Source organism: Streptomyces sp. NPDC030862 (genome assembly GCF_055571835.1).
This window is the reverse complement of record NZ_JBVIEN010000010.1, coordinates 284,693-298,419: the sequence shown is the minus strand read 5'-3', so window position 1 is coordinate 298,419 and position 13,727 is coordinate 284,693. Positions and strand designations below refer to the sequence as shown.

At 71.8% G+C, this 13,727-nt stretch carries 15 protein-coding genes and 1 pseudogene; 8 read left to right on the top strand and 8 right to left on the bottom strand.

Going from position 1 to position 13,727, the window contains the following annotated elements:
* Positions 1–18: 18 nt before the first annotated feature.
* On the bottom strand, positions 19–675 hold the full coding sequence (locus ACZ42X_RS26835; protein ID WP_468295035.1) for a maleylpyruvate isomerase family mycothiol-dependent enzyme: 657 nt from the start codon (positions 673–675) through the stop codon (positions 19–21).
* 71 nt (positions 676–746) lie between these two features.
* Between ACZ42X_RS26835 and ACZ42X_RS26830 the strand changes: the two genes are divergently transcribed.
* The 4 genes from ACZ42X_RS26830 to ACZ42X_RS26815 all read left to right on the top strand — a co-directional run bounded on the left by ACZ42X_RS26830 (position 747) and on the right by ACZ42X_RS26815 (position 5,257).
* A complete protein-coding gene (locus ACZ42X_RS26830; RefSeq protein WP_468295033.1) occupies positions 747–1,664 on the top strand; it encodes a LysR family transcriptional regulator in 918 nt (305 codons plus the stop codon).
* Between the two features lie 179 nt (positions 1,665–1,843).
* Positions 1,844–2,803, top strand: a complete 960-nt coding sequence (locus ACZ42X_RS26825) for an ABC transporter ATP-binding protein (protein ID WP_468295030.1) — start codon at positions 1,844–1,846, stop codon at positions 2,801–2,803.
* Entirely contained in the window at positions 2,803–3,582 is a 780-nt protein-coding gene (locus ACZ42X_RS26820) for an ABC transporter permease (protein WP_468295028.1), read from the top strand. Before ACZ42X_RS26825 ends, ACZ42X_RS26820 begins: the two co-directional genes overlap by 1 nt.
* 46 nt (positions 3,583–3,628) lie before the next feature.
* Positions 3,629–5,257, top strand: coding sequence for a sensor histidine kinase (locus ACZ42X_RS26815; protein ID WP_468295026.1), 1,629 nt, complete (start codon positions 3,629–3,631; stop codon positions 5,255–5,257).
* Between the two features lie 11 nt (positions 5,258–5,268).
* Here the strand turns inward: ACZ42X_RS26815 and ACZ42X_RS26810 are convergent, their stop codons facing one another.
* The 5 genes from ACZ42X_RS26810 to ACZ42X_RS26790 form a co-directional block, all read right to left on the bottom strand.
* Positions 5,269–5,775: a hypothetical protein gene (locus ACZ42X_RS26810; RefSeq protein WP_468295023.1), complete on the bottom strand. Its 507-nt coding sequence runs from the start codon at positions 5,773–5,775 to the stop codon at positions 5,269–5,271.
* A 36-nt stretch (positions 5,776–5,811) separates the two neighbouring features.
* Positions 5,812–6,132, bottom strand: coding sequence for a hypothetical protein (locus ACZ42X_RS26805; protein WP_468295021.1), 321 nt, complete (start codon positions 6,130–6,132; stop codon positions 5,812–5,814).
* 75 nt (positions 6,133–6,207) lie between these two features.
* Positions 6,208–7,116, bottom strand: coding sequence for an RpnC/YadD family protein (locus tag ACZ42X_RS26800; protein WP_468295019.1), 909 nt, complete (start codon positions 7,114–7,116; stop codon positions 6,208–6,210).
* A gap of 8 nt (positions 7,117–7,124) precedes the next feature.
* Positions 7,125–7,946: a helix-turn-helix domain-containing protein gene (locus tag ACZ42X_RS26795; RefSeq protein WP_468295018.1), complete on the bottom strand. Its 822-nt coding sequence runs from the start codon at positions 7,944–7,946 to the stop codon at positions 7,125–7,127.
* Positions 7,947–8,086: 140 nt separating this feature from the next.
* A complete protein-coding gene (locus ACZ42X_RS26790) occupies positions 8,087–8,620 on the bottom strand; it encodes an ATP-binding protein (protein WP_468295017.1) in 534 nt (177 codons plus the stop codon).
* Between the two features lie 141 nt (positions 8,621–8,761).
* Here ACZ42X_RS26790 and ACZ42X_RS26785 point away from each other — a divergent pair, with 141 nt between their 5' ends.
* Genes ACZ42X_RS26785 through ACZ42X_RS26775 form a run of 3 tightly spaced genes read left to right on the top strand, consistent with a single transcriptional unit; the run spans position 8,762 to position 11,147 of the window.
* The gene (locus ACZ42X_RS26785) at positions 8,762–9,631 is read left to right on the top strand and encodes a helix-turn-helix domain-containing protein (protein ID WP_468295015.1); all 870 of its coding nucleotides are present in this window, start codon (positions 8,762–8,764) and stop codon (positions 9,629–9,631) included.
* Positions 9,628–9,843, top strand: a complete 216-nt coding sequence (locus ACZ42X_RS26780; protein WP_468295012.1) for a DUF397 domain-containing protein — start codon at positions 9,628–9,630, stop codon at positions 9,841–9,843. Before ACZ42X_RS26785 ends, ACZ42X_RS26780 begins: the two co-directional genes overlap by 4 nt.
* Before the next feature lie 53 nt (positions 9,844–9,896).
* Positions 9,897–11,147 (top strand): outer membrane protein assembly factor BamB family protein, encoded by a 1,251-nt coding sequence (locus ACZ42X_RS26775; protein ID WP_468295009.1) that lies wholly within the window; start codon positions 9,897–9,899, stop codon positions 11,145–11,147.
* Between the two features lie 8 nt (positions 11,148–11,155).
* On the opposite strand, the gene ACZ42X_RS26770 is transcribed toward ACZ42X_RS26775, so the two are convergent.
* Positions 11,156–11,746, bottom strand: coding sequence for a 2'-5' RNA ligase family protein (locus ACZ42X_RS26770; RefSeq protein ID WP_468295007.1), 591 nt, complete (start codon positions 11,744–11,746; stop codon positions 11,156–11,158).
* Positions 11,747–11,958: 212 nt separating this feature from the next.
* On the opposite strand from ACZ42X_RS26770, the pseudogene ACZ42X_RS26765 reads away from it, so the two are divergent.
* Positions 11,959–12,423 (top strand): annotated as a pseudogene (locus ACZ42X_RS26765) (phospholipase); the annotation flags it as partial.
* A 127-nt stretch (positions 12,424–12,550) separates the two neighbouring features.
* Here the strand turns inward: ACZ42X_RS26765 and ACZ42X_RS26760 are convergent.
* Complete coding sequence (locus ACZ42X_RS26760) at positions 12,551–13,681, bottom strand: FAD-dependent monooxygenase (RefSeq protein ID WP_468295004.1); 1,131 nt, start codon at positions 13,679–13,681, stop codon at positions 12,551–12,553.
* Between the last annotated feature and the right edge of the window lie 46 nt (positions 13,682–13,727).

Genomic DNA, 13,727 nt, shown 5'->3' with positions numbered 1-13,727 from the left:
CGTGAGCGGTTCGGGGGTTCAGGCGGTGGTGGAGCTGAAGCGGCTGCTTGCTTCACCCCGGAGCCGGCCGCTCGGCAGCCTGCGGCCGAAGGCGAGCAGGAGGAGGTCCTGGGCGGCACCGTATACGGGGGAGCCGGACCCGTACGACCAGTCCAAGTCCTCCGCGCACAGCCGCACTCCGGAGAGGTCCACGCCGAAGAACCTCAGGCCGCTGGGCCGGATCCCGTCGAGCAGCACACGCAACCGTTCCTCGGGGACGCGCCGGTCGAGGCCGAGGGCGACGGTGATGTCCAGCCCGTGCACCACGTCGTGGCCCAGCGCCGCCTCGAACCCGCCGACCGGGGGCTTCCAGGGATGGTGTGCACCCTCGCGCAGGAACGCGGCGAGCTCGGCGGTGGAATGGGCGGACGCGTCCCTGCGGGCGACACGGTCGGTCATCCGGTGCAGGTTCCCCCGCGCCCTGACCAGTTCGCCCACGGTCGCGGGCAGGGAGAGCCGGAACCCCATCGACATGTGCGCCGCGACCTCACGCACCCGCCATCCCGCGCACAGGGTCGGACCGTCCCACTGGTCCTCCCGCAGGCCGTCGAGCAGGTCGGCCAGCTCCGTGCGTTCCGCCGCGATCCATGCCCTGACCTCGGCGTTCCCGCCCCTGCGCGGTGTCACGTTCTCCATGCGGTCAAGCCTGCAGCCGACCGGTCCATACCTCAAATAGATTGATCTGCTGCCAGCTAGAATCAACGGTTATGGAGCTCCGCCAGCTGCGCTACTTCGTCACCGTCGTCGAGGAAGGCGGTTTCACCCGCGCCGCCGCCCGGCTGCACCTGGCCCAGCCCGGCCTCAGCGCCCAGATCCGCCAGCTGGAGAAGGAACTCGGGCAGCCCCTGCTCGACCGCTCCAACCGGTCGGTCACGCCGACCGAGGTGGGCCGGGCCGTCCTGCCGTACGCGCGCGCCGCGCTGGCCGCCGCGGACGCGGTACGGCAGACCGTGGACGAGCACACCGGACTGCTGCGCGGCCGGGTCACCCTCGGGCTGGTCTCCGGTGCCATGAGCCACGCCTTCGACGTCGCCTCGTTCCTCGCCGACTTCCACAGCGCCCACCCCGCACTGGAGGTCGCGCTCACCGAGGACACCTCGGAGCGGATGCAGGCCGCGCTCCTGTCCGGGGAGATCGACATCGCCCTCCTCGGTACCAGCGGGGACACTCTCCCGCCCGGCGTCTCCAGCCGCACGGTCATCGACGCTCCGCTCGCCGCCGCCGTCGCGCCCGGCGACCCCCTCCTCGCCAGCACCGACCGCACCAGCGTGCCCCTGGCCGATCTACGGGACCGCCCCCTGATCTGCCTGCCGCGCGGAACCGGGATCCGCGCGGCCCTCGAACGCGCCTGCGCACAGGCCGGATTCCGGCCCCGGGTCGCGTTCGAGGCAGCGGCTCCGCACGTGCTCGCGCAGCTCGCCGCCCGGGGCCTGGGCGTCGCCGTCCTGCCCCTCGGCGAGAACGAACCGGACCCCGGTGGACCGCTGCGCACCCTGCAGATCGTCGAACCCCGGATGCGTGCCCGCATCGTCCTCGCCTGGTCGGCCACCGGACCCGCGAGCCCCGCGGCCCAGGCGCTCCTCGACCGCCTGCGCGAGGCCCTGCCGACGGCCACCCTGCGGTAGGGCGGGCCAGCCCGTCTCGTCAGCCAGCCCGTCTCGTCAGCCACCCCGCCGAAGTCCGACCAGCGGCGCAGCGGCACCCCTGACGAACGGCGGGAAGGACCTGACGATCGGCCCATGTGCCCCTGGACGCAGCCCTTCTAGCGTCGTCGCCGTACCTCGGAGCGGACGGAGGAATCGGTGTGATCACCCTGAGAGGGCTCAGCAAGCGCTACGGCGAGACCGTCGCCGTCGACGACCTGACACTGGACGTCGAGGAAGGGAAGGTGACCGGCTTCCTCGGCCCCAACGGGGCCGGGAAATCCACCACGATGAGGATGATCCTCGGCCTCGACCACCCCTCGCGGGGCCGGGCCCTCGTCAACGGCAGGCCCTACACCGCCCTGCGGCACCCGGTCCGCGAGGTCGGCGCGCTGCTGGACGCGAAGGCGCTCCACCCGGCGCGCTCCGCCCGCAGCCACCTCGTCGCACAGGCCCGCAGCAACGGCATCCCGGTACGCCGCGTGGACGAGGTGCTGGAGACCGTCGGCCTCGCCAAGGCGGCGCGCCGCCGGGCCGGGACGTACTCGCTCGGCATGTCCCAGCGGCTCGGCGTCGCCGGGGCGCTGCTCGGTGACCCGTCCACGCTGATCCTGGACGAGCCGGTCAACGGCCTCGACCCCGACGGCGTGCGCTGGATGCGCGACCTCGTCCGGAGCCAGGCCGCGCAGGGCCGCACGGTGTTCCTCTCCAGCCACCTGATGAGCGAGATGCAGCTGACGGCCGACCACCTCGTGGTCATCGGCCGGGGGCGGCTGCTGGCCGACACCTCCATGGCGGACTTCCTCGCCGGCGGCTCCCGCGCGACCGTGCGGGTGCGCGTACCGGATCCCGAGGAGCGGGCCGTCCTCGTACGCCGCCTGGCGGCGGCCGACAGGTCGGACGCCACTGCGACCGTGACCGTGACCGTCGACACGGCGGACCGGGACGAGATCGTCGTCACGGGCCGGACCGCCGGGCAGATCGGCGACCTCGCCCACCGCTGCGGCGTCCGGCTGCACCAACTCACCGACGTCCACGTGTCCCTGGAGCAGGCGTACATGGACCTGACGGCGCGCAGCGTCGAGTACGCGACGGGCGTACGGACCGAGGAGGAGGCGTGATGACGGCCCACCACACCTCTCAGGCCAAGGGGCCGGCCCGGCCGTTCCGCGGGGCGGTGGCCGCCGAGTGGACCAAGCTGTGGTCGGTGCGCGCCCCGTACCTCTGTCTCGTGGCGGCCCTCGCCGCGACCGGCCTGTTCACCTTCTACTACGGCTCGATCGCGCGCATCAACGACCATCCCGTCCAGCCGGTCGGCCATGCGGCGATCTCCTCCACGGTCCTCGTCCAGTTCGCCGTGGTCATCCTGGCCATGCTCACCGTCACCGGCGAGTACGCGACCAGCAGCATGAGCTCGTCCCTGCTCTGGGTACCGGTGCGCCGCCGCCTCCAGCTCGCCAAGGCCCTGGTCACCGCGCTGGTCACCTTCACCGCCGGCACGGTGTGCGCCGCACTCGGCACGGCTGTCGCCTGGGGGCCGTTCTCCGGCCACGCCTCGTTCGACGCCGCCGAGACGGTGGGCCAGGCGCTCTCCGTCGGCGCGTACTACGCCCTCATCGCCGTCATGACCGTGGGCGTCTCCTTCGCCACGCGCCACGCGGCCGGCACCCTGACGGTGCTCTTCACCCTGCTGTGGGCCCTGCCGAGCATGCTGGTGGGGCTCGGTGGCCCGGCCCTGCTCGCGGTCAACGACTGGCTGCCGCACAGCGCGGGCGGCATCCTCATGCGCGGCGGCTCCGGCACCCCCTACGGCCCCGCCACCGCGGTCGTCGTCCTGCTCGCGTGGACGCTCGCCGCCCACCTCGCCGGTCTGTACGTGCTGCGCCGCCGGGACGCCTGACCTGGCCCCGGTCGCGTACGCGTACGGGTGACGTAGCGTCGGCCCGGTGACAGCACGGACCGCGCCCCCGATGCGGCGCCTTCACGCACCGCTGAGGCCGCCGAGCCTGTGGTGGAGGCCGGTGGTCGCCGACATCGCGTTGTGGGCGGTGTTCGCGACTGCCGGCGCCCTCTGGTTCGGCGACGCCCGGGCCCCCTCCGCCACCCGGGACCTGCTCGTGCCCCTGCTCGCGCTGGCCGTGGCCGTACCTCTGTCCCGCCGCCGCCCCGGGGCGGCCGTCCTCCTGGCCAACGTCCCGTGCGCGCTGGGGCTCGCCGCTGCCGCGAGCCCGGCGAACGTCTACGCGCTGACGCTGGCCTGCATGACCTTCCTGCTGGGCGCCCGCAGCGCCACGGCCCGCACGCCGCTGCTGGTGCTCGCCGGCTGCCTGACGGTCGACCTGGCCGTCTGCGCCGTCCTGCGGGCCCCCGCGGTGTGGTGGTTCTACGCGATGACCATGCTGCCCGCCGCCCTCCTGCCGCCCTGGCTCGCCGGCCGCTACCGGCGCGGGCGCCGCGAACTCGTCGAGGGCGGCTGGCAGTTGGCCCGCAACCTGGAGGAACGGCAGCACCTCGCCGCGGAGCGGGCCCGCCTGACCGAACGCGCGGCCATCGCCGCCGACATGCACGACTCCCTCGGCCACGTCCTGAGCCTGGTCGCGCTGCGCGCCGGAGCGCTGGAGCTGTCGCCGTCCCTCACTCCGCAGGACCGCGACGACGTCGCCGAACTCCGGCGCGCGATATCCGACGCCGTCGACCAGCTCCGCGAGACCGTCACCGTGCTGCGGGCCGACCCGCACGCGGACGCGGCCGACACGGTGGAGGAGCTGCTCGGGCGTGCGGTCGCCTCCGGCGTCCCGGTGCGGTGGGAGCGCGGCGGACCGCCGCCCCGGTCGCCCCTGGTCGAACGGGCCGTGTACCGGGTGGTGCAGGAGGCCCTCACCAATGCCACCAAGCACGCGCCGGGCAGCGCCGTCCGCGTCACCATCGCGCACACCGGCGACACCACGCGCGTACGCGTCGTCAACGCGGAGCCGCCGGCCGGCCCGTCGCCGCTCGTTGGGGGCGGACACCACGGCCTGGCCGGACTGCGCGAGCGGGTGGCGGTCCTGGGCGGCACCTTGCGCGCCGGTCCGTACGAGGGCGGCTTCGAGGTCGCCGCGACCCTTCCGCACCGGGCCTCCGCCCAGGCGACCCCGCCCGACCCGGACGGCCCGGCCGACCGTACGCCGTCCGCCGACGCCGACGCCGACGCCGTACCCGAATCGGTACGCCGCCGCGCCCGCGTCCGCCGCATCGCCCGCTGGCGCTTCGCGGCCGTCTTCGCCTTCCCCGCCGCGGCGGCGGCGTTCTTCCTGCCGAGCGCCGCGTACCTGGCGTACCAGCTCACCGGCAGCGTCCTGCCGCCGTCCCGCTACGAGGGCCTCCGCCTCGGCGCCCTGCGCGCGGACCTTGAGCCCCTGCTCCCCGCCCGGCCCTTCCGCTACGCCCCCGAAGCAGCGCGCTCCGCGCCCGCCCCGCCGGGCGCCACCTGCGACTTCTACCGCTCGAACGGCAACCTCCTGGAGGAGGTCGACCTCTACCGCCTGTGCTACTCGGGCGGGAGGCTGGTCGCCAAGGACACCTTGGGCCCGTAGGGCAGCTGCGGCTAACCTGCCCGGTCGAGCGTGACTTCGATGCTGATCGGTGCGGACCGCCACATCGCACTGAGGAGCGGGTCCTGGTCGATGAAACGGCGTGTCTCGGCGAGCGCATCCGCTCTGGGCTCACCGATGGCAGCGTGATCGAAGCCGCTGTCGCCGCCACCGTTGATGTGCAGGTCCGCCCAGGCGGGGTCCTCGGCGAAGCACGCCTGGAACTCCACCTTCCAGTACTGGGGCTGCCAGTACGGATCCTGCCGGTCGCCGTCGTCGTTGACCGCCAGCAGTCGTCCAAGAGAAAGCGCGGGCCGGTTCCCGGTCCAGTCCCAGACGCCCCACTCGACGATGAAGCCGTCCCCGTCGTCCTCAGGCCCCTCGATGCCCTCCACCGGCATCTGCACGAACTCCTCGAAGGCGGCCCACGCCGCCTCCATGGTGCAGGCACCAGCGGCGACGCCATGCCGACCCAGTATCTGCTCGAACGCTGCGGCGCTGGACCGCCAGGGGATGGACATGCCGCCAGGCTAGCTGCACCGATCACCCCCTCCCTCTCAGAGGGACTGTTCAGCGGAGGGGCTGATGGCGCTGCCGGTGCCGTAGAAGCGGCCCTGGTCGCACAGGGCGTCGATCTCGGCGTTGTCTTCCTCGCTCAGTTGTGCATCCAGCGCGACGCTGATGACGCGTCGGGCGCGGGCCAATCGCCGAGCGACATCCCAGTCTGCGATGAATGTGCCGACGGTGTACTCGTCGGCGGTTCCGGCTGCCTGACGGGATCCGAGCCGGTCAAGAGAAACGACGAACTCGTTCAGGTCCCGCAGCACTGCGACGACCTCGCTGAGGGGCATGCGGATCTCTCGGGAGGACATGTCCATCAGCCGATTCAACTCCGGAGTTGATGCCCGGGTCCATCCCGATCTTGCCCGTAGGGCAGCTACTCCGTGGCGGGGCTACGCGTCGGCGAAGATCTCCTCGGCGGAGGTGGCGGTGAGGGCGCGGGTGAGCCAGTGGCGCAGGAGCCCGGGGTCGTCGCAGTTGGTGATGCGCTCGCGGACGTCGTCGGGGACGTCGAGGCCGCGCTGCTCCAGGACGAGCATGATGTCCTCGGCGCGACTCTCTGCGCGGCCTTCCGCGCGGCCTTCCGCGCGGCCCTTCTCTCGGCCCTCCTCGCGCAGCTCCTCCGAAACCGGAGACTGGAAGAACGACAGGTCGACAGCCATCAGGTGCCTCCACAGGGATGCGATCGGGCGTCCGCCCAGGCCTTGTGCGATGAATTCGGCGAGGATGTACGCCAACTGTTCAGGTGTTTCGCGCAGGGCGCCGGAGACCGCCTTCAGTATGGCATCGGCGTCCGGATTGTCAGCGTGTGTGATCGCGGCGAGCGTCGCCAGTGCCGGGTCCTTGCGGGCCTCCTCCGTTCTGGTGATCAGCGGCATGTTGTGCGGGCCGATCACTAAGGGCCGCATCGTCAGTGATGCCCACTTCGGGTTCCCGATGTGCATGGGCCGCGTCGCCCACTCGGCCGTGGAACGGTCCTGGCACACGACCAGCAGGAAGACCGGGAGCCGGTACTTGCTGTGCAGGTACGTGAGGTAGTACATCCAGCTGGCGGACTTGGCGAGGTCCTTCTTGCCCTGGGCCTCCACCGCGAGCAGGAAGGTGCCATCCTCCTCGGTGTCGAAGCGCAGCAGGGTGTCCACCCGGCGTTCGAGAGGGCGGGTCTCGGTGAGGTCCGTGGGCAGGATGTCCACGGCGGTGGGCGCGGAGAAGTCGACGCCCAGCACCTCCGACACCCGGGAGAAGAGGTCCGGGCACTCCTGGAAGATGCGGTGCATCGCCTCGTGGGACGAGCTGACCATGCGGGTCCTTAGGTCGGTGAGGTCCCCGGAAGGCAGTCGCGGCACACGCCCGGTTCCGGGGCGCGGAAGGCCCGCTCGCAGCGGTCGCAGCACTGGAGCGGGTGCGGTCGACGCGCCGCCCGGAACGTCGGCGGTGGCGGCAGCTGGGCCGTCAGCCGGTGGGCGAGCAGAGCGGCCGGGCGGTTCAGCGGCCCGCTCGGCAGGCACGCGGTCAGGGCGGCGCGTACGAGCTCGGGCTCCACCTCGCGCTCCAGCCACGCGACGACCCCTGGAGCCAGCACCTCCGCGTCCCGCTCCGACAGCAGCAGGCGCGGGTCCACGTGGCGGAGCCCGGCCAGCAGGTCGACGGCCTGCCGCAGCAGTTCGGCATTCGAGTAGCCCGGCTGCGGTACGGAGAGGGGCCTCGGCTCGCGGCGGGGTCGGGGCGTCGGCTCCGGTGCGGACTCGCGTCGCGCGGCGGCTGGGTTGTTGCAGGAGATCGTCCGGGTGATCATCTGCCCCTGCGCCGTACGCTCGCGGACCCGCCGCAGATACCCGTGCTCCTCCAGCTCCCGCAGCGCAGCCGCGATCCGCTCCCTGCTTTCCGGGAATCGGGCGGCCAGTGTCCTGATGTCCACCGGTGAGCCCGTGGGCAGCGACTGGATATGGGCCGAGAGCCCGATCGCAGTCAGGGACAACTTCGCGTGCTGAGCGAGATGGTTGCCGATGATCGTGTACCGGGCGCCGTGCCGGTCGTTGTCGTGAATGACGCCGCCTCGTGAGTGGTGCGTACGGGTGCGGACGTTCCCGCGCTGGGCGCGTGAGCGCGCGCTAAGGTGCTTCGTATCCATCAGGAAGGCCTAACTTCCTCGGTGGTCAGGCCCTCGTCCGGGATTGCCCGTCCCGGCGGGGGCCGTCGCATGTCTGCGGTTCTGTGTCGCCGTGAGCGTAAGACACACAACCGCCCGTTATGCCACTCCACTTGGCATATTCACTCGGGTGAGTGAGGCCGCCGCGCGGGAGGGAGGGGTGGGGTTTGGTTGGGGTTCTTTCTCTCCGGTTCTTTGGTTTTGGAAAGACCGCCCGGCCCACCGGAGCCCGGGTTTCCGGGCGCCGGTACGAGCCCGATCTCCGCCCGCACCGTCTTGCGCGGAACCGGCCCCTCCGTCACCCCCCACCGGTCCGCGAACGCCTCGACGAGCACCAGCCCGTGCCCCGTCTCGCTGCGGCACGGGAGCCGGTCCCCGCGTGTGTCCGTCACCTCGACGCGGAGCCTCTTGTCGCCGTCGGTCGTACGCAGTTCGAGGAGGAAGTCCCGGCCTGGCACCTTGCCGTGGGTGACGGCGTTCGCGGCCAACTCGGCCACGAGCTGCGCAGCCGTTTCGGCCACCCCGTACGGCAGGTCCCACGCGTGCAGCCGCTCGGTGGCGAGCAGGCGGGCGAGGCGGGCGCCGCGCGGGGTGGGGGAGAGCCGCACGCTGAAGTGGCAGGTGAATGGGGGTAGTTCGGTGATTTTGTGGTTCACGTCACAAAGCCTGACGACGGCGAGCGCGGACGCGCTAGTCACGTTATGCATGCGTACGGTGACTGTCCGGAGCTTGTCCGGCGCTGTCCGGCCTGTCCGCCGGGGCGTACGGGCAGGGAGGTACGTCGGAGGTGGGCGCGCATGAGCCTGGAAGAAAACGGCAGCAAGAGCGAGGCGAACGAGCCGGGTTGGGAGGTCGACCCGGACGACGAGTCCGGCGCGGCGGTCGTCGCGACGGTGGGGCGGCAGCTGAAGCTGTGGCGGGAGTCCGCGGGGATGCGGGCCGCCGAGTTCGGACTCGCCATCGGGTATGGCGAGGACCTCGTCTACAAGGTGGAGGCGGGGAAGCGGATCCCGAGGCCGGAGTACCTGGACAAGGCGGACGAGGTGTTGGGGGCGGGCGGCCGCATTTCCGCGATGAAGAAGGACGTTGCGGAGGCCCGGTACCCGAAGAAGGTGCGGGACCTGGCGCGGATGGAGGCGAAGGCAGTTGAGGTGCTGGCGTACGGCAACCACAACTTGCACGGGCTGCTGCAGACCGAGGAGTACGCGCGGGCGCTGCTGGGGACGCGGAGGCCCGCGTACTCCAAGGACGAGCTGGATCGGATGCTCGGAGCTCGGATGGCGCGGCGATCCATCTTCGAACGAACACCCGCTCCAGAACTCAGCTTTGTCCTGGAAGAGGTGACGCTACGCCGCCCGATCGGAGGGACAATGGTGCAGCGCCGACAGCTCGAACACCTCTTGGAGGTAGGAGAGATGGGGAACGTCGACATTCAGGTGATGCCGACGGACCGCTGGGCGCATCCGGGAACGGGGGGTCGGATTCAGGTGCTCAAGTTCGGTGATGGCTCCGCAGTGGGCCGGACCGACGAGGAGTACGGCGGCCGTCCCGTCTCGGATCCGAAGCAGCTCCGGGTTCTTGAGCTGCGCTATGGCATCATCCGGGCGCAGGCTCTCACGCCAGGGGAGTCGCTGGCCCTTATTGAGCGAGTGCTGGGAGAGACATGATCCGCAAGACCTCCGCCGAAGAGTCTGACGCGCTCGTCTGGTTCAAGAGCAGCTACAGCGACAGCAGCAACGGCAACGACTGCGTCGAGGTTGCCGTCGCCCCCGGTGCGGTCCACGTCCGCGACTCCAAGAACGTCAACGGCCCCCGCCTCGCCATCGCGCCCACCGCGTGGGCCAGCTTCATCGCGGACACGTACACGTCAGCACGCTGATCACGGATCCCCTACCCTCGGGGCGTTCTACGTCACAAGGGGTGGGGATCCGCATGGCAACTGGCACGGCATCACCAGCGAGCTGGTACCAGAAACTGCTCGCGTATCTGGTCGTCGTCGCCATCGGGCTCGGCATCCTCGTCGGGCTGCCCTACCTCTTCCTGGGCGGCACCGGCTACATGCCCTTTATCTCGATGAAGCAGGTCTGGGAGACGCCGGTCGACCGCCAGGCGGCCGCACACGGAAACCGCGCCTGGCTCGTCGGCGGCACCGTCGTCCGTAGCCGCTACGACGCCGTCACCGGCTTTGACGCGAGGTCGGGGAAGAAGCGCTGGGAGTACGTTCCGCCCCGGCGGACCGAGATCTGCACGACCAGCTCCGTCGCCGACGACTCCGTCGCGCTGATCGCGCACAGCCAAGAGGGCAAGGGCTGCGTCACCGTCGTCGCGCTCGACCTCAGGGACGGCCGCGAGCTGTGGCGCACCTCCCGCGTACCGGCGAACCGTGAAGTAAGCGCCGGAGGGCAGCTCCTCGCCACCGGCGGTGGGCTCGCCGTGGTCCAGGACGGGACCGAGGCCGTGCGCGCTCTCGACCTGCGGACCGGTGCCCCGCGCTCGAAGGCCGTCCTGCCCAAGGGGTGTGTCCCCTACAGCGTCACCGCCGCCGTGAAGCAGGTCCTCTCCGTCCTCACCTGCGGTGACGAACTGAAGCTCGCCGCGTTCGACCCAGCCGACGGCACGGCGCGGTGGACCGTGCCCCTCGATGAACGGCGGGGCGTGCTCACGGGGACGGACGTGACCTTCGAGTCTTCCGATCCGATCGTGCTGAGCACCCATGACGACGGGCTCGACTCCTTCCGCGCCCTCCTCGCCTTCGGTCCGGACGGCCGACCGCGGGCGCACATCGAGGGCAGCGGCGAGTACGGCCAGATCTCGGACGTGGCGGTCGCCGACGGGCGGCTCTTCGCGGTCGCCAAGTACCAGGGCAGCCAGAGTTCCCTGGCTCAGATCGTCGCCTTCGACCTCGGGAGTGGCGGCGAGCTGTGGCGGGAGGACGGCGGTGGCGGCGGGACGCACCCGGGGGCGCTGCACGCGGAGGGCGACCGGGTGATGCACCTGGTCGATTCGTCGAAGTACGGGGACCGGATGCTGGTCTACGACGCCGCCACGGGGGAGGAAGAGGAGGACCGCGAGTTCCGCGAGGAGCCGGTCGGGGCCCATGACCTGCTCACGTACAAGGACCTCGTCGTCGCCTTCCGCTGGGGCGAGGGCGTGCGGCCCTTCACGGCGTACGAGCGCTGGTGACGCACCCGCTACCCGCCCGCTGACCACCGCAGCTTTCCCTCCCCCAGCGCCACCGTCGCCCGGGGCCGCATCGGGCCGTCGGCGCGGCGGGAGAGGAGCGTCAGCTCGGTGACCCGGGTCGTCAGGGTGCCGAGCAGGGCGGCGCAGTGGGCCGCCAGCTCGTGCGGGGTGCGGCTGCGGCCGAGGGAGAGGTGCGGGGTGAAGCGTTCGTGGCGGCCCGTGCAGAGGGGGAAGCGGAGCTCCAGCGCGTCGTACAGCCGCGTCCACGGTTCGGCGCCTCCGGCCGCCGGGTCCAGCCAGACCGTGGCGTCGTGGCGGTGACGGAACCAGCGCACGCCCTCCAGCCGGACCGGGAAGGGCGCCACCTCCGCGGCGGCCGCGGCCAGCAGCGGGCCCGCCTGCTCGAAGTCGGTCTCCGGTACGAAGCCGAAGAGGACGTTGACGTGCGGCGGCCAGCGGTGGAACTGGCGGTCGTGCTCGCGGCGGATGTGCTGGATCGGCGGCCACAGCTCGGGCGGCGGGAGCCAGGCCACCGCCGTACGGGCCGTCGGGGGCACGGCCAACACGCGCCCGGCGTCGCTCGCACCTCGCATACTCATGGACGCTCCCGAGGAGAACGCGGTTCGGCGGCCCTTTCCCCGTACCCCGGAGACGCTGCACTTCGACATCGAGCTGACGCCGCACGGGACCACCTCCGCGTGCCTGAGCGCCCAGGTTCACCCTTCGGCGCGCGCGTCGCTGACGGGGCACGGCCCCGCGCGAGCGGAGGCTATGGGCGCCCATGATCGCTCGCGCCCTCCGGAGACCCCGTATGCGCCGTCGTCATCTCGCCCTGCCGCTCGCGTCCACCCTGCTCGCCCTGGCCTCCCCGGCCTACGCCCTCGCCGCACCGGCGGCCGTGTCCGCCGTGCCCGCCGACAAGCCGAAGCTGCTCAGCGCCTGGACCCAGCCGAGCGCCACCAGCTACGACACCTGGTGGGCGGCGCGCCAGAACCAGGCCGCGTGGAGCGCGTACGCCTTCGACTGGTCCACGGACTACTGCTCCGGCGCGCCCGACAACCCCCTCGGCTTCCCCTTCCAGTACTCCTGCGCGCGGCACGACTTCGGGTACCGCAACTACAAGGCGGCGGGGCAGTTCGAGGCGAACAAGGCGCGGCTGGACACGGCGTTCCACGAGGACATGAAGCGCGTGTGCGCGCGGTACGCCAGCGGCGCCGTGCGCGCCTCGTGCCACACGCTGGCGTGGACGTACTACCAGGGGGTGTCGACGTTCGGTACGCCGGCCACGACACCCGCGCCCGGGACGCCCACGCCCGGGACGCCCACGCCTGGGACGCCCACGCCTGGGACGTCGACGCCCGGGACGCTGACGCCCGCGCCCGCCCCCGCCGAGTCCGGCGCCGTCAGCGGACGGCAGCAGCTCCCGGCAGTGTGAACGCGTTCTTGGCCCGGACGATCGATTCCTCCGAGGCCGGGCCGCCCGGGTTCTCGGTCGCGAGGGCCTGGTTCAACTCGACGAAGGGCCGCATCGCCGACTCGTAGCGGACGAAGGCGGCACGGTGGTCGGCGCCCGGCGCCTGGGCCAACGCGTCCGCGAGGACGTACGCGCCGACCAGCGCGAGGCTCGTGCCCTGCCCGGAGAAGGGCGACGCGCAGTAACCGGCGTCGCCGAGGAGGACCATGCGGCCGTGCGACCAGCGGTCCATCCGGATCTGGGCCATGGCGTCGCAGTAGAAGTCCGGTGCCTCCAGCGCGGCCTCCGCCAGCCGGTGAGGCTCCCATCGCAGGGCGGAGAGGCGGTCGACCACGACCCGCCGCAGCCACTCGGTGTCCCGGTGGTCGCCGTCCAGCGGCGACGCGGACTCGAAACCGAAGGCGATCCGCAGCTCCCTGCTGTCGCGCACCGGCATGATGCCGAAGCCCGCCTCGCCGTCCCGCAGCCAGACCTGCCAGTTGTCCAGGTCCAGGAAGTTGTCGGCGCTGAAGACCGAGAGGTAGCTGCCGAGGTAGTGGGTGTAGTCCTCGGCGGGGCCGAAGGCGAGGCGCCGCACCACCGAGTGCTGGCCGTCGGCCCCGACGACGATGTCGACGTCCCGCGCCGGGCCGTGCGCGAAGCCGACCCGCACGCCGGCCTCGTGCTCCTCCAGCGACACGATGCTGTCGCCGAAGACGTACTCCACATCCCCGTGCGTCTGCGCGTGGAGCAGTCGTACGAGGTCCTCGCGGAGGATCTCGATGTCGTCGCTGTCGAGCCGCCCACTGCTGAGGGCGTACTCCGTCGTGCGCTCGACCTCCGTGCCGTCGGCGTCGAGCATCGACATGCCGCGTATCCGGGTGCGCATGCTGCGCGCCTCCGCCAGCAGGCCCATCCGCTCCATGACGTCCAGCGCGACGCCCCGGATGTCGACGGCCTGGCCGCCCGCGCGCACGTCCGGCGCCCGCTCGACGACCACGGGAGCGAAGCCGCGGCGGTGCAGCAGCAGCGCGAGTGCGGCTCCTGCGATGCCGCCGCCAGAGATGAGGACGGTCTCCATGTGTTTCCCCTTCGTACGGTGTACGCCTCTGAATGTACGGTGTACG